Annotated in this window: 5 protein-coding genes; 2 read left to right on the forward strand and 3 right to left on the reverse strand. The window is 68.5% G+C overall.

Features of this window, described 5'->3' with window-relative positions; translation table 11 throughout:
- Positions 1-7 precede the first annotated feature (7 nt).
- The 3 genes from trpS to BUR99_RS01000 all read right to left on the reverse strand — a co-directional run bounded on the left by trpS (position 8) and on the right by BUR99_RS01000 (position 3,450).
- The gene (trpS, locus tag BUR99_RS00990) at positions 8-1,021 is read right to left on the reverse strand and encodes a tryptophan--tRNA ligase (RefSeq protein WP_074258530.1); all 1,014 of its coding nucleotides are present in this window, start codon (positions 1,019-1,021) and stop codon (positions 8-10) included.
- A gap of 39 nt (positions 1,022-1,060) precedes the next feature.
- The gene (locus BUR99_RS00995) at positions 1,061-1,900 is read right to left on the reverse strand and encodes an exodeoxyribonuclease III (protein ID WP_074258531.1); all 840 of its coding nucleotides are present in this window, start codon (positions 1,898-1,900) and stop codon (positions 1,061-1,063) included.
- A gap of 287 nt (positions 1,901-2,187) precedes the next feature.
- Positions 2,188-3,450 (reverse strand): YihY/virulence factor BrkB family protein, encoded by a 1,263-nt coding sequence (locus BUR99_RS01000; RefSeq protein WP_143231310.1) that lies wholly within the window; start codon positions 3,448-3,450, stop codon positions 2,188-2,190.
- Positions 3,451-3,950: 500 nt separating this feature from the next.
- Here BUR99_RS01000 and BUR99_RS01005 point away from each other — a divergent pair, with 500 nt between their 5' ends.
- Both BUR99_RS01005 and BUR99_RS01010 read left to right on the forward strand, forming a co-directional pair.
- Entirely contained in the window at positions 3,951-11,159 is a 7,209-nt protein-coding gene (locus BUR99_RS01005) for a prealbumin-like fold domain-containing protein (protein ID WP_143231312.1), read from the forward strand.
- A 279-nt stretch (positions 11,160-11,438) separates the two neighbouring features.
- The gene (locus tag BUR99_RS01010) at positions 11,439-20,882 is read left to right on the forward strand and encodes a VWA domain-containing protein (protein ID WP_074258533.1); all 9,444 of its coding nucleotides are present in this window, start codon (positions 11,439-11,441) and stop codon (positions 20,880-20,882) included.
- Positions 20,883-20,979 lie beyond the last annotated feature (97 nt).

Here is a 20,979-nt window from a genome sequence, read left to right on the forward strand (position 1 = left end):
CGCATGGTCAGCGAGCGCGCCGGAGGAAGCCGATGCGGTCGTAGACCGTCGCGAGGGTGGTCTCGGCGACCTCGCTCGCACGGTCGGCGTTGACGCCGAGCAGTCGGTCGAGTTCGGCGGGGTCGTCGAGCAGCTCGAGCGCCCGTGACCGGATCGGCTCGAACGCGCCCACGACGACCTCGGCGAGCGCCTTCTTGAAGTCGCCGTAGCCGCGGCCCGCGAACTCCTGCTCGATCTCGGAGATGGTGCGCCCCGACAGCACGGAGAAGATCGTGAGCAGGTTCGAGACGCCCGGCTTGTGCTCGCGGTCGAAGCGCACCTCGCCGTCGGTGTCGGTGACTGCTCGCATGATCTTCTTCGCGGTGACCGACGGCTCGTCGAGCAGCCACAGGATGCCGGCCGGCGTCTCGCCCGACTTCGACATCTTCGACGTCGGGTTCTGCAGGTCGTAGATGCGAGCGGTCTCGCGCTGGATCACGGGTTCGGGCAGCACGAAGGTGTCGGCGCCGAAGCGCGCATTGAACCGGGTAGCGAGGTCGCGGGTGAGCTCGACATGCTGCTTCTGGTCGTCGCCCACCGGCACGACCTCGGTCTGGTAGAGCAGGATGTCGGCCGCCATGAGCACGGGGTAGGCGAAGAGGCCGACGCTCGTGGCGTCGGCGCCCTGCTTCTGCGACTTGTCCTTGAACTGCGTCATGCGACCGGCCTCGCCGAAGCCGGTGATCGTGTTGAGCACCCAAGCGAGCTCGGCGTGCGCCGGCACGTGCGACTGCACGTAGAGCGTCGAGTTCGAGGGGTCGATGCCGGCCGCGATGTACTGCGCGGCGGTGCGGCGGGTCTTCTCGCGCAGCTCGGCCGGATCTTGCGACACGGTGATGGCGTGCATGTCGACGACCGAGAAGAAGGCGTCGTGCGTGGACTGCAGGTCCTTCCACTGCAGGAGGGCGCCGATGTAGTTGCCCGCGTGGAGCGAGTCGGCGGAGGGCTGCATGCCCGAGTAGAGGCGGGGCTTCTGCGTCATGTGGAGATCCTTCGAAGTGTGCGGCCGCGGTGCGGCAGGTCAGATGGCGTAGTCGACGACCACGGGAGCGTGGTCGGACCATCGCGTGTCCCAGGAGTCGGCACGGTCGATCACGTAGGCGACGGCGGCATCGGCAAGGGCGGGGGTCGCGAGCTGGTAGTCGATGCGCCAGCCGGTGTCGGTGTCGAACGCCTTGCCGCGCTGCGACCACCACGTGTAGGGACCGTCGACCTCGCCGGCGAAGCGGCGGCCGAGGTCGATCCAGCCGAGCCCGCCGCCTGCGTTGTAGTCGGCGTCGCCCTCTGCGCCGACGAAGCGGTCGAAGTAGGCGCGCTCTTCGGGCAGGAAGCCGGCGCGCTTCACATTGCCCTTCCAGTTCTTGATGTCGAGCGTGCGGTGGCCGACGTTCAGGTCGCCCACGATCACGGCGAGCTCGGAGTGCGCCGCGAGCCGCGGCATCCGCTCGACCATCGCATCGAGGAACTTGTACTTCTCGACCTGCTTCGGGGTGTCGACCACGCCGGAGTGCACGTACGCCGAGACCACGGTGACGATGCGATCGTCGACCTCGTAGTCGGCCTCGAGCCAGCGGCCCGCGCTGTCGAAGTCGGCCGCGCCGAGCTCGACCCGGTGGATGCTGGCCCGGTTGCGGCTGGCGATCGCGACGCCCGCACGCCCCTTGGCGGTGGCGGGGTCGTGCAGGATGTCCCACTCGTCGCCGAGGAGGCCCTGCAGGTCTTCGGTCGACGCGCGCACCTCCTGCATCGCGAGGATGTCGACGTCGCGTGCGGCGAGCCAGTCGCCCATGCCCTTGCGGAATGCCGCACGCACTCCGTTGACGTTGACGCTGGCCAGACGGAGGGGCTTCGCTGAGGGCATGGATCGATCCTACGGGAGGCCCCAGACATGGCCTTGCCGGGTGGATCGATCGGCGACATCGATGCCCCAGACATGGCCTTGCCGGGTGGATCGATCGGCGACATCGATGCCCCAGACATGGCATTGCCGGGTGGATCGATCGGCGACATCGACGCCCCAGACGTGGCCTTGCCGTGTGGATCGATCGGCGACATCGACGCCTCAGACGTGGCTTCGCCGGCCGATCGGCGACATCGATGCCTCAGACCGTGGCCTCGCCGCGTGGATCGATCGGCGACATCGATGCCTCAGACGTGGCTTCGCCGGCCGATCGGCTCCACGGTCGCCTCGAGGTCGTCGAGTTCCAGTTCGGCCTTGGCGAGGCGTCGTCTGGCGGAGATCCGTCCGAACCAGTTCGCGGTCTCGAGCTCGCGCCTCGCCTCGCGCACGCGCACCTGCGCGGCCGTCACGAGCGCGCGCTGCTCACGGTCGCGCGCTTCGGCGGCGAGCTGCTCGGGGGTCACCATGCGGAGCGTCTCATGGGCGTCGGATGCCTCGACGGCGATCCAGCTCGCGGCGACGAGGATGACGATGCTCGTGAGGCGGAACCACAGCAGCAGACCGATGAACACGGTGAAGGTCGCGAGCAGCGGGTTCGTGCTGGACCTCGAGAGCAGGGCGCCGCCGATCACCTGCAGCACCGAGATGGCGGCGGAGCCGAGCAGGGAGCCGACCCACATGCGGTGCCATGGCATCGCGGCACCCGACAGGAATCGGAACATCACCGCCAGGGCGAGGGTGTCGATCACGAAGACGACGAGAAGCGATCCGCCCTGCACGAGGAACCCGTACCAGCCCGAGTCGTCCGAGAGTCCGAGCAACTGCACCAGCCAGCCGAGGAATGAGGTGGTCGCGACGGAGAGCACGGTCGCGACCAGGAGGATCGCGCCGAAGCCGAACCCGGCGAGGAAGTCGCGCGCCTTGAGGAAGACGTAGGCGCGACGGTCCTTCGGCAGACCGAAGATGCTGCGCACCGCCATGCGCGAGTAGGTGATCCATCCGATCGCGGTCCAGATGAAGCCCGCCAGCGCCACGGCGCCGGTCCAGCCGAAGAGGCTCGTGCTGGAGGACGCGATCTGCGTCAGCTCCTCCGTCGGGATGACGCCCTCGTCGCCGATGAGGCCCGGCGCGTAGGTGTTGAGCAGGGCGATGAAGGCATTGAGGGTCGCGTCGTTGCTCGTGAGCCAGATGCCGAAGACGGCGAACGCGACGTAGACCGCGGCGAAGATCGCGAAGAGCGCCTGATAGCTCATGCCTGAGGAGAGGATGAAGCCGTTGCGGTCGAGGAAGTGGCGCCAGACACGCACCGGGAAGAGAGCGAGCGTCTTCTGCGTGAGGGTGCTGACCTTGCTGATCGGTTCCTCGAAACGGTCCCGGATCGGCTGGCTCATCGCGTCGAATCGCTGCCTCGCCGAGGGGGAGTGATCGTCGAGGCCGAGCGGGTCGCGGCCCTCGCGCTCGTCGAACGTCTCCTCACTGTGGTGTGGGGTACCCGACCCGCGCTCGCTCACGCTCCAACCCTAGCGACGGCGGCAGGCGGGTACGGCCGACGGGGCACCGGCGACGGTCGACGCCGGCCGGACGGGACGCACCAGTGTCGCCCTCGCCATGCTGCCCGCCGGTGCCCTGCTCCTGCTGGTCGGCGGCGCGGCGCTCGGATTCGGGGCTCGGCGTCGGCTCCGGGCCTGACGTCGCTGACCTCGCAGAGATCGAACACCGGAAGGATCTGCCCGAACACCACGCGGATGCCGCGGCTCACGAGAGCCGCGGCATCCGCATGCCTGCGCACCGATCTGCGCAGACCGGCCCGTGTGTGGAAATCCCCATTCACCCCCTGTTTTGGTGTCAGATCGAGGGTTCCTCGCGAACCGCCGCGATGCCAGACTGACGACGAGTCCGTTTACCCGCGGATTCTTGGAGTTCGTACCCGCGTTCTCCGTGGCCCGGTCGCCCGGGCCGGAACACAGCCGGAAGCGGTGGTGACATCGCGTCCGTAACCCGAAGGCTGATGATGAACGTCAAGCGACGTCTGCGCACCCGTTCCACCGCCCCGGCGACCGAGCCCCTCGGCGCGCGGTCCTTGCGACTGCAGGCCGGTCGGGCCAGGCGAAGACTGCTGTCCTTCGTGGTGGCGACCGCGCTCGTCGCGTCGGGTGGCGCCGTCGTGATGGCGGTCGCTCCGGCCGAGTCGGCGCAGGCCGCGACGCTCGGGCCGATCACGACCTCGTTCGAGATCGACGGCAACACTGCGCCGAACGGCGGCCTCGACTGGAACAACGTCGTCGGCAGCACGCCGAAGCCGCCGTACGCGGCAGGGGGCGGCGCGTCGACGGGCATCCTCGATGCGCAGCGCACGGCTGACAGCGGCGCGACGCTCGGTTCACCCGGTACCTGCGGGGCCAGCGAGATGCAGAGCGTGTTCCCGGGTGGGGCGAAGGTCGACCAGAACCCGTGGCCCGGGCTCATCACGAACTCGGCGAACGCGAAGGGCGACGCGTGCACGGGCGGCTCGGCCTACGAGGTCGTCACGGTGGGCGGCGTGCCCCACACCATCTTCTACGCCTACTGGACCCGGCTGTCGGGCAACGGCGACATGACGTCCTACGAGGTCTTCGAAGGACCTGCCGCGGGTCGGTCCGACGACTACCTCATCGAGTTCAACTACGACCCGTCGGGCAACCCGAACACCTCGCTGCGCATCCTGGGCTGGGACGGCAACAGCTGGGAGCCGACCGGAGCGCCGATCGTGTACCAGGCGGCGGTCGGCGGGAACACCGACACCAACACGTCCGGCACCGACGCGACGTTCGGCGAGATGGCCGTCGACCTGACGGCCTCGGGCCTGCTGCCGAGCGACGGTGCGTGTCGCACCTTCCTCGACGCCGGCTTCATCACGCGCACCGGTAACAGCGACACCGCGACGCTGCAGGACCGACTCGTCTCCTCAGACCCGATCACGCTCTCCAACTGCGGCAACCTCGTCGTGAAGAAGGCAGGCACGGCCGGCGCGCCCAACGCGTCGTTCAACTACTCCGTCACCCGCGCCGGCGGTGCAGCGGTGCACGACGGCACCCTCACCGGTCCCGGTGCCGGCCAGACACCTGCGGGCGACGCCGTTGCCGGCAACGCCGGGCTCGGCGCGCCGATCGGCGTCGGCGACACGCACAACTGGGGCAATGTCTTCGCCGGCACGAACTACTCGCTGACCGAGGCGACGCCGCCGGCCCCCTGGGCGTTCCAGTCGACCGTCTGCACGGTGACGAATCCCGCGACGAACCAGCTCGAGACCTACACGAACCCGGCCGCCTTCGCCATCTACATCGGCGCGACGACCACGTGCACGATCACGAACGTCACCTCCGGCGTCAAGATCACCAAGGTCGCACGGGGCGATGCGGCGACGTTCGACTACACCGTGACCGGCCAGCAGGGCAACGTGCAGGTCGCGGGCAACTCGAGCTCGCAGGCCTTCTACTACACGCCGGGCACGTCGGTGACGATCACCGAACTGCCCGAGCCCGGACTGCCCTCGTGGAAGCTGACCGGCATCGACTGCACCGGTGACGGCGAGGTCACGAGCCTGCCGAACGGCACGGCGACGGTCACGACGGTCGCCGGGCAGGTGCTCGAATGCACCTACACCAACCGTCAGGACGGCCAGATCAAGATCATCAAGAACGTCGCCGGCGACAACGGCACGTTCAACTTCACGACGACCGGCAGCGGCCTGTCGAACTTCGATCTCACGACGGTGGGCGGCACTGCCGAGAAGCTCTTCAGCAGCGTCGCCCCCGGCGCGTACTCGGTGACCGAGACGTCGCCGGCCCCGCTGTACGACCTCACGAACCTGTCGTGCGTCGAGGACGTCACTCAGGACTCGGTCGGCACCGTCGCCAACGGCAAGGCCGTGATCAACGTGCAGCCGGGCGAGCTCGTGACGTGCACCTACACGAACACGCAGCGCGGCAACATCATCGTCACGAAGCAGACGAACCCCGACGGGTCGGCCGAGTCGTTCGGCTTCACCCTGACCGGGCAGGCGGACTTCTCGCTGAAGGACGGCGGGTCGAAGTCCTTCACGAACATCGTTCCCGGTGCGTACACCCTGGCCGAGCTCGCGAAGGCCGGCTGGGATGTCACGAGCATGACCTGCACGGGTGAGAACCCGACGACGGACTCGCCGATCGCGATCACGCTCTCGCCGGGGGAGACCGTCGAGTGCACCGTGCTCAACACCGCGACCAAGGGCGGCGTGACCGTCGAGAAGAAGGTCACCGGAGTACCCGCCGGGTACGCCTGGTCGTTCCCCATCACGATCAGCCCCGAGGTCCCGGGCCAGCCGGGCACCCGCAACGCGACCAACCTCGTCCCGAAGGTCGGCTGGACCGACCTGGACGTCGGCGTCACCTACACGCTCACCGAGGGCAGCCTCGACGGGTGGGATGAAGGCGATATCACCTGCACCGGCCTCGCCGACAAGGACGCGAACGCCGAGGGCTTTCAGTTCACCGTCACCCCGGGCCTCGCGCTCGTCTGCGAGGTGACCAACGACGCCGAGCCCGGTGAGGTGAGCGTCGAGAAGACCGTCTCCGGAGTCTCGGATGACACCGAGTGGTCGTTCGACCTCACGATCGACCCGTCGGCCGGCGTGCTGCCGGGTGCGACCCAGGCGGTCAGCGGAACCGGCAACACGACCGACACCGTGACGTGGACGAACCTCGCCGTCGGCACGGAGTACACCATCACCGAAGCGCTTCCCGATGGCTGGACCGGCGGCGTCGTCGACTGCGGCCCCGACTCGAACCCGCAGAAGGACGGCGATCAGTTCGTCGTGACGCCCGGGCTCGAGCTCGACTGCACGGTGCGCAACGAGGCGGTCCCCGCCTCGGCGAAGGTCACCAAGACGTCGGTGGGTGCCGGTGGCTCCTTCACCTTCGTGCTCACGCCGGTCGACCCCAGCGGTGACAAGGTCGAGCAGACCGTCACGACCGCTGTCGGCGGCGGCTCCGGCTCGACGACCTTCACCGCCCTCGTGCCCGGCACGAAGTACTCCATCGCCGAGAAGGCTCCCGGCGATGACTGGGTGGTCGGCGCTCTCGTCTGCGAAGTGACGCACGCCGGAGACGACACCGCAGAGGGCATCGACGAATCGGGCTTCACCGTCGAGCCGGGTGACGTGTTCGACTGCACGATCACGAACACCGCCAAGGGCAAGATCATCATCGTCAAGAACATCGACGGCGCCGACGGCATCTTCGAGTTCACCGGCAACTGGCCCGGGACGTCGGACTTCGAGATCGAGACCGACGAAGGAACCGGGCAGGCGGAGTTCTCGAACGTCGTCGCCGGCAGCTACACCGTGACGGAGGTGCTCTCGAGCGCCTACGTCGGCGAGCTCATCGGCTGCGCCGAGAGCCGCCCCGGCGGCGCAGACGGCGGATCGAGCGTCCAGGGCCTCATCGGCTCCATCGACCTCGACCCGGGTGAGACGATCACCTGCACCTACTCGAACACCGAACTCGGCAAGATCATCGTCGACAAGAACGTGACGTTCGACAGCAACCAGTCGTTCGACTTCGAGTACACCGAAGACGCGGGCACCACGAGCTTCGCGCTCACCGGATCCGCCGACCCGTGGGAGTCGAGCCTGCTCGAGCCCGGGACCTACTCGATCGAGGAGCTCGGCGAGACGAACTGGAAGCTGCAGAGCCTCGAGTGCGTCGGTTCGAACGGCGTCGTGTACGACGACGGCCTCGCGACGATCACGCTGCTCGCCGGAGAGGTGGTCACGTGCACCTACGTCAACACCCCCGACACCGGTGACGTGACGGTGCGCAAGATCGTCGAGGGTGTGCCCGCCGGGTACGACTTCGATTTCGTGATCGAGATCTCGCCGCAGGTCGGGGACCAGGACGTGCAGCAGCACGTCACCGACGAGGACCCGAGCGTCAGCTGGAACGAGCTGGTCGTGGGGGAGACCTACACCCTGACGGAATCGCCGCAGGACGGCTGGGTCGAGGGCGACTTCACCTGCAACGGCGGCGATCTCGAGGACGCCGACGAGGAGCTCGACGGGTTCCAGTTCGTCGTGACCCCCGGGCTCTCGGTGAGCTGCACGATCACGAACACGGCCGAGCCGGGCGACGTCACCGTGACGAAGCACGTGAGCGGTGTCCCTGACGGCTTCGAGTGGTCCTTCCCGCTCACGATCACTCCGGCCGACGGCGTGCTTCCGGGCGCCGAGCAGATCGTGTCGGGTACGGGGAACGTGACCGATACCGTGACGTGGACGAACCTCGCGATCGGCACGGTCTACACCGTCGACGAGGGCGAGCTCCCCGAGGGCTGGTCCGGCGGTGAGGTCGTCTGCGACGACGACGACCCGTCGACCGTCGGCGGCCAGTTCGTCGCGACGCCCGGCGCCTCGCTCAGCTGCGAGGTGACGAACGATGTGGTGGCGCCGACCGGCCTGATCACGAAGGAGCTCGTCTCCATCGAACAGGCCACCGACGGCACCTGGGATCTCGTGTACGAGGTGAAGGTGACGAACCAGAGCCCCGTCGCCCCGCTCATCTACGATCTGGACGACCAGCCGTACTTCGGCGTCGGCATCGTGATCAACGAGGGCTCGGCCGAAGGCCCGAGCGAGGAGGCCGCCGACTGGGATCCCACGGCGCCGCCGAACTACGTGCTCGCCGATGACGCCTCGCTGGCGGCATCCGATACCGCGACCTACACGATCACGATCAACGCGACCGCCGGTGCCGAGGTGTACGAGACCTCGCAGCAGCTGTGCCAGGAGGGCGACACGAGCGCGGGCGGCTTCCGCAACACCGCGTTCCTCACCGTCGGCGAGGGCGAGCCGCAGCCGGCGACCGCCTGCGACGAGCCGGGTCTCACGACGGTCGAGAAGGAGCTGATCGGCTCGCCGGTACTCGGCGCCGACGGTGACTGGACGGTCACGTACGAGGTGACGGTCACGAACCAGAGCGACGTGCACGATCAGTTCTACGACCTCGAAGACGACCTCGGGTTCCCCGAAGGCGTCGAGATCGTCTCGGCGGACGCGACGACCGATGCGCCCGACACCGGCCCCGGTGTCGACATCGGCGACTGGAACGGTGATTCGGAGACGACCCTCGCGGATGACGCGCCGATCGCGAAGTCGGCCGTGCACACGTACACGATCGTGGTGGTCGCCGATGTCGAGGACATCACCGACATCGACGACGTCACGTGTCTCGCCTCGACGAGCGGTCGCGGCTTCTTCAACGAGGCCGAACTCGTGAACGGCACGATCATCTCCCCGGTCGAGGATTGCGACACGATCCCGGTCGGACAGATCACGATGTCGAAGGCGGTCGACCTCTCGGCCTTCGACGGCATCGACCTCGCCGACCTCGGTCTCCCGGGCGACCTCGTGCAGCTCGCTGCGAAGGACTGGCTCCTGACGGGCGCGGGCGCCGACGCGATGGTCGCGCTGCTCGGCAACGCCGGCACGGTGTTCACGGTGCCCACGGGCGAGTACGCACTCTCCGAGACGCCGACGCTCGAGGCATCCGCTCACCCGTTGCTCGCGTACTTCTTCAGCCAGGGCGCGGACGGCTGGGGCTGCAGCGTCGGTGGCGACGCGCGCGAATCGACGGCGCTCGCGTCCGTCGAGGTCGGGGAGCTCACGAGCTGCGATCTCACGAACCGGGCCGAACTGGTCGACGTCGGCATCGTGAAGGAGTTCCAGCTCGATGAGGGCGAGACCGCGGTGGAGGGCGGCGACACGTTCGACTACGTGCTCACCGTCACGAACAACGGCAGCATCGACGTTCCCGCGCTCGACGTCACCGACCTGGTCGACCCGGAGCTCGAGGTGACCGGTCCTGCGACCTTCACCGACGAGCTGGGCGATCCGGCCGTCGGCTGGGCGCAGACGTCGGGTGCCACCGACAATGCCTTCGCCGCTCACGGCGACGGGCCGTTCGCGCCGGGCTTCGTGGTGACCATCACGATTCCGGTGAAGCTGCCGGTGCCCGAACCGGTCGGCGTGCCCGACGTCGCGACGCCCGGCGAGCCTGCCCCGCCGACGCCGGTGATCGATCTCGATGACATTCCGAACGAGGCATGTGTCGCGATCACCCAGCCCGACCCCGAGGTCGACCGCTCGTCCGGTCCGCTCGCCGACCTCATCGCCGGCAACAACTGCGACGACGTCGACGTGCCCAAGAAGGCGATCGATCCCGCCGCGTACGTGCGCTGCGTGAACGACGTGCCGTACCTGTACTACGACATCGCGGTCTCCGAGAATGTCGAGCCCGACGTGATCACGGTCACGTGGACATCGGGTGACGGCACGCTCACCGAGGAGTTCGAGATCCCGTGGGATGAGCGGAACGGTCGCCTCCTGTGGCCGGGCGCCGAACTCGACGAGAACGGCATCCCGATCATGTGGCCGGGCTGGCGCCCGATCACCGAGGCCGACCTCACGGCCGACCCGCCGCTCCAGCGGTTCCTCGACCTCGTGTTCGACCCGTCGCTTCCCGACGCGCCGTGGCACGACGAGGTGAACCCGTCGACGATCACGTTCTCGATCAACCCGTCGCAGTCGGTGCTCGCGGTCTACCCGCAAGCGACCCCGGCCTGTGCGATCGAACGCGAACCTGCGCTCGACATCGTGAAGACGGCGAGTGTCACCCAGGCGAACCCCGGCGCGGACTTCAGCTACTCGCTGCAGGTCACGTCGACGGGAATCGGCGCTGCCGACCCCGTGGAGCTCTTCGACGAGATTCCCGCTGACCTGCGGGTCGACTCGATCAGCACCGATGCCGCACCGGCATTCCCCCGCTGGGAGAACTGCGACGTGACCGGAGAGGACTCGGCGGGCTACGGCGGAACGCTGCACTGCGACCTGGTCGGCGTGCTGGGGCCGAACATGCCGGCGGCGCCGCCCGTCGTGCTCGGGGTGCACCTGAACTCCGGCACGAAGGCGTCGAGCGTCGACAACACCGGCGAGGTCTGCTGGCAGGACGCTGACGCACCAGCCGAGGAGACGCCGGTCGTGCTCTGCGACGACTCGAGCGTCACCGTGAAGGTGCCGCAGCCGATGGCGGTGACCGGATTCGCCGGTGAACCGTACATCTGGCTCGGCGCGCTGCTGCTGCTGCTCGGCGGTGCCTTCGTCGGCGGCAGCTACGTGCTCCGGCGACGCCGAGCCGGCGCGAGCGTGTAGCGCCGCACCGCACACCGCACAGAGAAGCGGACCGGGTCTCCGACCTGGTCCGCTTCTCTGCGTGTCCCCCATTCGGGGTGCATGAGCAAATCTCGCGTACCCCGCTTTCGGGTGACATGATCCGCGGAGTTCCTGATCAAATCGCTATTCGGGGATGATCATGTCCCCCGGACTGGTGCCATGCGGGCACTATCGTGTCCCCCATTTCCTCTGCTTGACTCGCCCACGACTGCGCAACAGTTTCGTTCCGCGTTCTCACCCGAGCACAAGAAGGCCATCATGGACAGCTGGTTCGGCAACACCTCCCACGACGACGTGCGACCCCGCCGGTCGCGCCGACAGCGAGTGGAGACGAGGAAGCGCAGAGCCACCGCGCTCATCGCATCGCTCTCCGTCGGCGCCCTGCTGGCGATCGGGCTGCCGATGACGGCGTTCGCGGAGCAGACGGCCGAGCCGGCACCGGATGCCGCAACCACGAGTGAGACGCAGGAAGAGACGTCGAGCGACGAGACGACGACCGAGACGCCGTCGAGCGAGGCTCCCGCGAGTGAGGCGCCCGCAAGCGAGACGCCCGCAAGCGAGGCGCCCGCGAGCGAGGAGCCGACGGATGCCCCGACCGACGCTCCCGCGAAGGAAGCGCCGTCCGACCCGCCGGCACAGGCGCCGCCGGCGGAGGAGCTGCAGGCGCCGCTGGAGATCACGCCCATGGCGATCTTCCCGGCCGACACCGCGGACTGTACGACGAACTGCGGCAATCTCACCATCACGAACGTCGTCTCCGGCGGATCGGCGACGGCGGGCCAGTGGACCCTGCACGCCGTCCGCTCGAGCAACAGTGACAACTACAACTTCACCTCGGGCCAGACGCGGCCCGTGCCCCGCAACACCACCTACACGCTCTTCGCCGACAGCGGGCCTGCGAACTACACGACCACCTTCACGTGCACGACCGGCGGCAGCGGCCAGGGAGACCCCTCCTTCGACGCAGCCGCCCGCACCGTGACGTTCACCAACACGAACGGCAACCCCACCCAGAAGTTCGCGGACTGCACCTTCACCCAGACGTACTCGGGCCCCGCGACGATCAACGTCCAGGTGGGCGGCTCGCGCAACGGAATCTCGAGCGTGGCCGGCCTCGGCGGGGTGACCCTGCAGCTCTACACCGACAACGGCGGCTCGTTCGGGTCGGTCATCAACCAGCCGTGGGCGACCTGCGTGTCGACCCCTGCAGGCGTCTGCACCTTCACCGTGCCGAACGCCAACAACTCCAACTTCTGGGTGGCACAGGCAGTGCCCGGCGTGCCGTCGGGCTGGTCGGCCAACGACACGCTCGCCGTCGGCGAGACGCCCGCCTCAGCGGCGTACCGGTTCCGCATCGCGGACGTCGACGCCGGCGAGACCCTCAGCTCGCTGAGCGACTTCATGATCGCCACGGGCAACAGCGCCAACAACGCATCGGGCGGCATCTGGCAGAACTCGCTCGCGAACCCGACGCGAGCGCAGCAGTGCGGCGTGCGCATCGCGCTCGTCATCGACCTCTCGGGTTCGGTGGCACCGAATTTCACCGACCTGAAGAACGCGGCCAAGGGCTTCGTCACGGCGCTGCAGGGCACGCCCTCGCAGGTCGGTATCTTCACGTTCAACAACGTCGCCCCCGCAACGGCCGGTTCGAACCTCGGCATCACGCCGGTGTCGACGGTCGCCGGTGCGAACACCGTGCGCAACCACATCGACACGTTCACGACGCCGACCGAGGCGACGAACTGGGATCGCGGCCTCTACCAGGTCGCGGCGAGCGGCACGCAGTACGACATCGCCCTCGTGCTCACCGACGGCAACCCGACGGTCTACGCGAACGACGAGGGCCCCGGCAACCGCACCCGGTTCCGCGAGGTCGAGAACGGCGTGTTCTCGGCGAACGCGGTGAAGGCGCTCGGCACCCGGGTCATCGCCTTCGGCGTCGGCAGCGGCGTCGGCGGATCGCCCGACAACCTCGTCGCGATCTCGGGCGACCAGCTGAACTCCGACTACTTCCAGTCGTCGAGCTACGACCAGGCCGGGCAGATCCTCCGCGACCTCGCGCTGGGCGCCTGCCAGGGATCGATCTCGGTCGTCAAGCAGGTCGTCTCGAGCTCGAGCACCGGTGAGCAGAAGACCGGTCAGACGCCCGCCGGCGGGTGGACGTTCACCGCAGCGCCCACGACGGGCGGCATCACGCCGGCGTCGCAGCAGGGCGTGACCGCCCCGGGCACCGGAGCCGTGAACCTGCCCCTCACGTTCGCGGGCGGCACCACGAGCGGCACGGTGAAGGTCACCGAGGACCCGCAGGGCCACAGCATCGTGCAGACCGGAGGCAAGAACGCGGTCTGCACCGATCAGGCCACCGGTAGCGCCATCACCGTGTCCAACGAAGCCGATGGCTTCTCGATCCCGGTCAGTTCGACGCAAGCCGTCACGTGCAACGTCTGGAACCGACCGCCGTTGCCGCAGTCGAACTTCAGCGTCAACAAGGTCTGGGTGGTCAACGGCACCACGTACCAGCACGGCAACCAGCCGAGCGGGCTCACCGCGCAGTTGACGGTCGGCGGCGCCAACGCGCCGTGGGTGACCACGCAGGGCCCGCTGCCGGCGAATACCGTCGTCGCGCTCAACGAGACGACGGGTGTCGGAACGCGCGACCTCTGCACGATCACCGACCGGAAGGTCACCCTCGCGAACGGGCAGGTGCCCGCGGACGGCTCCCTGCCCTTCAGCCCGACGCTCCAACCCGGCAACAACACCTACACGATCACGAACACGGTCACCTGCGACTCCCAGCTCACGCTGAAGAAGACGGTGACGAACGGCGGCGTCGCCGCGAACACGTGGACCCTCGACGCCGTCGCGCCCGGAGGAGCGCTCGCGGGCCCGAACGGAACCACCGGCAGTGCAGGCGCGACCGCGCTCGTGACGCCGAACGTGACGTACCCGCTCGCCGAGAGCGGCGACCCGCGCTACGTGCAGACGCTCGGTTTGAACGCGGTGCCCATCCCGGGTTCGACCGGCAGCTGGGACTGCGTGCAGGTCAATGCGCAGGGAGTCGTCGTGCCCGGATTCGCCGACGGCCTGAACGGCGGCGTGACGGTGCCCCTCGGCTTCCGCGTGCAGTGCACCGCGGTGAACCAGACTGCGCAGCTCACGCTCGTCAAGAGCGTCCAGGAGCTCGACGGCACTGACGCCGAGCCGGGCGACTGGAACCTCATCGCCACACCGAGCGGTTCGATCCCGGGACTCGGTCCGGTGCAGACGACGAGCGGCAACACCGTGCTCGTCCGACCGGGTACGAGCTACACCATCTCCGAGACCGGCGGCCCCGCCGGCTACGAGCAGCTGAGCATCCAGTGCAAGACGAGCCCGGGCGGAGAGTTCGTCACGACGACGACCATCACGCTGCCGGCACTCGCACAGGGCACCTGCGTCATCACCAACAAGCCGATCCCGCCGCAGCTGAAGCTGACGAAGGTCGTCACCGGCGACGTGGCGCTCCCGACCTCGTGGAACCTCGCCGCCAAGGTGGGAGCCGTCATCGTCGCCCAGGGCGACGGCGGCACGGGCGGATTCGTGGATGTGCCCGCCGGCGAGACCCTCGCGCTCTCCGAGTCGACGGCTCTGCCGAACGCCGACCAGTTCGAGGCCGGCACGTGGCTCTGCTCGAAGAACGGGGGAGCAGCCGTTCCCGGTCCCTCGGTCCCGCCGCTCGCACCGGGCGACAAGGTCGACTGCACCGTGACGAACACGCTCAAGGCGATCACGCCGACGATCGTCAAGACCGCGGCCGTTCCCACGCCCAGCGCCGACGGCGTCACCTGGAACATCGGCTACGACATCGTCGTGACGAACCCGAGTGCGTTCCAGGACCTGACGTACAGCCTGACGGACCAGCTCGTCTTCGGCAGCAACGTCACCGTGAACAGCGCGAGCTACCAGCGCACGCTGCCCGCACCGCCGGGCTCGTCGACGGCGTGGACCGTGGCGTTCGGCAACGTCCAGTCCTTCGTCGGTGAACCGACGCTGGCCAAGGGCACCTCGCACACCTGGCACGTGACCGTCAACGCGACGGTCGCACCCGGGACCGACTTCAGCGGCACGAGCCCGACCGCCTGCGACGCCGGCACCCCCGGCACCGTCGGCTTCCTGAACACCGCGGTCATGACCGTCGGCGGGGTCGACTACGAGGCCCAGGACTGCTCGCTGCCCGTCAAGCCGACCATCGCGAAGGTCGGCGGCACCGCCGTCGACAACGGCGACGGCACGTGGACCCTCCCGTACACGATCACCGTGACGAACCCGTCGGCCTCGACCGGCGTCGTCTACGACCTGCGCGACACGCTCGCGCTGCCCGCCTCGGCGACGCAGGTCGGTCTCCCGACCGTCGTCTCGAAGCCGGCCGGGGTCACGACCGAAGCAGGCTGGACCGGCGCTGTGCCGAACGACCTGCTCGCCAATGACATCGCCCTCGCCGGCGGTGCTGCGGCACACGTGTACCAGATCGCGGTCGTCGTGCGTCTCGACGCCGGTGACCCGGCCTACACCTGCCCGAGCGGCGGCGGACTGAACAACACGGCGACGCTCGTCTCAGGCAACCAGACGACGGACGCCACCGGTTGCGTCGTCGTCAACCCGCCGGTGATCAGCCACACCAAGACGGTCGTGCCCGGTTCGGTGTCGCAGGGCAGTGACGGCACGTGGACCATCGCCTACGACCTCGTCGTGACCAACACGGGGCCGGTCGGCGGCGTGTACACGCTCGCTGACGTGCTGCACTTCGGCACCGGTGTCGACCTCGGCACGGCGACCTACGCCGTGACCAAGGACGGCGCGCCCTACGTGACGCCGTGGGCCGGCAGCGGCAACATCGCGGTCGACGCCTACCTGGCGACGGGTACGGCGACGACCTACCGCATCACGGTCGCGGGCATCGCGCTCGACGGCCCTGACCTGACGCCGGCGCAGTCCGCGTGCCCGGGCGGCAGCAGCAACGGCTCGTTCAACAACACCGCAACCCTGACGGTCGCGGGCGTCACGACGGACAAGTCCGCCTGCGACTCGCCGAGCGCTCCGAAGATCGTGAAGTCGGGAGCGACCTCGTCCCAGAGGCTCGATGGCACGTGGGATGTCACGTACACCCTCACGGTCTCGAACACCGATCCAGGTGCGAAGCCGTCGTACTACACGCTCGCCGATGACCCGGCGTTCCCTGCCGGTGTCGTGTACCTCAGCTATGCGATCGACGGCGGAGCTCCGGTGAGCCCGTACGACGGCTCCGCCTTCACCGTCGCCTCCAACACGGCGATCCCTGCGGGCGAGACCGACGTCTACACGGTCGTGCTCAACGTCGACGCACCGGTCGGCGACATCGAACCGGCCGAGCTCGAGTGCGCGAGCGAGAACAACCCCGACGGCGTGGGCTTCCTCAACGAGGCCATCGTGACGTCGGGCGAGATCGTCCGCACCGACGACGACTGCACGAACATCAGCCGCGGCGGCGAGCCCACGGTCGTCAAGGACGACCCGACGATCACCCAGGACGGCGACGGGCTCTGGACGATCGTCTACGACGTCACGGTCACCGGCAACTCCGAGTTCGTCTCGAAGTACACGCTCGACGACACCCTCCGCTTCGGACCCGAGGTCGACATCCAGTCGGCGTCGTGGACCGGCGAGGGCGACGACGACACCTGGACCGATCCCGAGGCCGACCCGACCACCGAGATCGTGTCCTCGCCGAAGGTCATCGGCATCGACGAGGTGCAGACCTACACGGTGACGGTCACCGCGAAGGTCGGAGCCGCAGCGTTCGGCGATCCGACGACGAACACGTGCGCCCCGACCGACGGGGAGCCGAACGTCGGCTTCCTCAACGAAGCGGCGCTCACCGCCAACGGCATCACGTCGACCGACACAGGCTGCGGCCTTCCCGCCCAGCCCGAGGTCGTCAAGAGCACCGACGGCGTCGTGACGAAGGTGGGCGACCACTGGGAGGCGAGCTACACCATCACGGTCGAGAACCTCAGCTCGACGCAGGAGCTGCTCTACGACCTGACCGACACCCCCGACTTCGCGGGCGATGTCACGATCACCGATCGTGAGGTCACCAGCGCGGATGTCACGGTGAACCCGGCGTGGAACGGGGCCGACTCGGCCACCGACGTGGTCGTCGAGGACGAGACGCTGCCCGGGGGCGCGACGCACACCTTCAGCGTGTTCGTCTCGTTCACGGTCGAGGACGCCGACAGCAGCGCAGAGCTGCTGTGCGATGGCGACGGCGGCAAGGGCCTGTTGAACGGCGCAGCGGTCACCTCGGGTGACACCTACACCGACGACGCCTGCTTCGATGTCCCGGTGGTCGTGGTGCTCGAGAAGCTCTGGACCATCAACGGCGACACGCCGATCGCCTGGGACAGCGCGTCCCTCCCGGACGGATTCACCGCGCAGGCGACCCTCGACGGCCAGGACGTTCTCTGGGGTGCCGAGCAGGGACCGTACACCGACGGCGACGAGGTGCTGGTCGGCGAGTCCGACGTGCTCGTGCCCGAAGGATGCGTCCTGGGCAACGCGACCGGGCTCGGCGCGCAGACGCTCGCCGGCACGGTGACGACCCTCACGGTGACGAACCCCGTCACCTGCACGCAGACGGTCGACCTCGAGAAGCACGTCGACAACCTGTACGGGGGCGCCGCAGTGCCCGCGGACTGGGCCGTCAGCGGCACGAACGTCGGCGACGACACCGACACCTTCACGGGTGACGGAACGGCGAGCGGATCCGTGGAGCTGGGCGTCGGCTACACCCTCAACGAGGTGAGCACCGTCTACGAGAACGGCAAGGAGTACACCGTCTCGTCGACCTGGTCGTGCACCTCGGAGCAGGGAGCCGATGCGTTCACCCTCGTGTCCGCACCGGGTTCGACCAGCGCGACCCTCACGGTCACCGAGTACGGCGCCACCGTCGAGTGCGAGATCACGAACACGGATGTCGCGCCGAAGCTGACGCTCGTCAAGAAGGTGATGCCGCTCGAGATCGCGCCGGACTACCCAGCGACGCTCTGGACGCTCGCTGCTGCCGACGGCGCCAACCCGCCGGTCGTCACGGGCGACGGGACGGCGACCGGAACCGTCGAATCGAACCTGGCCTACACGCTCTCCGAAGCGGCGGACTTCGCCGGTGACGACGAGTTCACCGCCTCGCTCTGGAACTGCGTCTCCACGAACGGCGTCGCGCCGCTCGTGCTCGACGCGGCCGATGGAGACGTCGCGCTGCAACCCGGGCAGGAGGTGACGTGCGAGATCACGAACACCGCGGCCCCGGCCACCTACAGGCTCGACAAGGAGGTCGTCTCGACCGTCCAGAACGCCGATGGCACCTGGACGATCGAGTACAAGATCACCGTCACCGACGAGAGCGTCGTGTCGGCCGTCACCTACGACCTGAGTGACACGCTCGCCGACTTCGGCGAGGGCATCACGATCGACGAGGCGACGTGGACCGGACCCGGCGGGACGAGCGGGAACTGGGCGGATCCGTCTGCCGACCCGGTCGAGGAGCTCGCGGACAACGTGATCCTCACCGCCGGCGAGGGCTTCCACGAGTACTTCGTGACCGTCGATGCGACGGTGACCGAGGACGCATGGGACGACGAGACCGTCGAATGCACCGAGGGCGAGGGCGGCTTCCGCAACACGGCCATCCTGACCGTCGGCGACCTGCCGACCGAGGCGACCGCCTGCGACGAGCCGGGACGCGCCACCGCCGTGAAGACGGTCGACGGCGCTCCGATCGACAACCTCGACGGCACGTGGACGGTGAACTACGACGTCGTCGTCACCGCCGACCCCGACAAGGACCTCACCTACGACCTGAGCGACGAGCCGGCCTTCCCGGCGGGTGCGACGTTCACGGCGACGGCGGAGGACCCGAACGGCGACCCGGTCGCCGGCTGGACCGGCACCGGCGATGACACCGTGCTCGCCGACGGTCGGCCGATCCTCGCGGGGATCGACCAGATCTGGCACATCCAGGCGATCGTCGATGTCACGGAGATCACCGACATCGACCTCGCGAAGTGCGTCGAGACCGAGAGCGGCCACGGCTTCTTCAACGGGGCGCTCTTCACGAACGGCCAGATCGAGACGCCGATCAGCGGTTGCGTCGACATCCCGATCGTCGACGTCGGCATCGTGAAGACCGCGGTGCTGCCCGAGGGCGTCGACGCGGTCGATGCGGGCACCGATGAGAACACGTTCGAGTGGGTGCTGACGGTGACCAACAACGGCCCGACCTCGGTCGAGGGCGCGGTCGTCACCGACACCCTGCCCGACTCGCTCGAGTTCGACGTCGACGAGGTCACCTACGACTCGACGGGCACGTGGACCTTCGTCAAGGACGGCAACAAGCTGACCGCGACGAGCGACTCGACCTTCGGGTCCGGACCGATGGCGACGATCACGATCCCCGTGACGCTGACGGCTCCCGCCGTCGGGCCGGAGCTGCCGGAGAATCCCGCTGAGGTTCCTCCGCTCGTGCCGGCCGAGAACATCGAGAACACGGCGTGCGTCGAGGTCGACGAGTTCGACATCGATCCCACGAACGACTGCGACACCGCAGACGTGCCCACCAAGGCCATGCAGGCGAACGCCTACGTGCAGTGCGTGAACGATGTGCCGTACCTTTACCACAACGTGCAGACGACCGGCTCGGTCACCCCGGGTCCGATCACGGTCACGTGGACGCCCGACGCCGGTGTCTACCCCGACGCGACTCCGATCGTCATGGAGATCCCGTGGGAGGAGCGCAACGGTCGCACCCTGTGGCCGTACGGCGTGGTCAACGACGAGGGCATCTCGATCGGATGGCCCGGCTGGCGCCTGATCGAAGAGGGCGACGTCGTCGGTGAGAACGGCATCGTCGATATCTGGGAGAACATGGTGAAGGACTCGAAGCTCGAGAGCTACGCGTTCGCCGACCAGTTCAACCCGATGACGATCACCTTCCAGGTCAACCCGAGCGAGTCGGTGCTCGCGGTCTACCCGCAGGCCACCCCGGCCTGCGAGGTGCAGCGCGACCCGACGGTCGAGATCCTGAAGACGTCGAGCGTGACCGAGGCGAAGCCGGGCAGTTCGTTCGACTACACGCTGTCGGTGACCAACTCGGGGCTCGGCGCGGTCGAGGCCGTGGAGCTGTTCGACGAGATCCCCGGGGACCTCAAGGTCACCGAGATCACGACCGATCCCGCTCCTGCCTTCCCGCGCTGGGATGACTGCGAGGTCACGGGCAAGGATTCGGCCGGCTACGGCGGCACGCTCCACTGCGTGCTGAACGGCATGATCGGCGGCACACAGCCCGATGCCCCCGACGTGGTGCTGGCCGTGACGCTGAACCCCGCCTCGAAGCAGTCGAGCATCGACAACACGGGCGAGGTCTGCTGGAACGACCTGGCTGATCCGGCTCCGACGCCCGAGGTGGCGCCGCAGGATGTCGCGGTGCTCTCGGCCATCGATCCGGAGCTGCCGGTGCTCTGCGACGACTCGACGGTCACGGTCAAGATCCCGCAGGCGGGCGCCATCGCCTCGACCGGGTTCGCGGGAGCGCCACTCCTGTGGGGCGCGGGCGGTCTGCTCGCTGCCGGTGCGCTCCTGATCGCCGCGATGATGATCCGTCGTCGCCGTGCGGGGGAGTCCGCCGAGTAGCGGCTCCGCCACCGCGAACGGGAAGGGCCGGGTCGATGACCCGGCCCTCTCTCGTGCCCGGAAGAAGCGACGTCGTGTCGCTCGGAAACGGAAGAGC

The sequence above is a fragment of the Agromyces cerinus subsp. cerinus genome (assembly GCF_900142065.1).
GTDB lineage: Bacteria > Actinomycetota > Actinomycetes > Actinomycetales > Microbacteriaceae > Agromyces > Agromyces cerinus.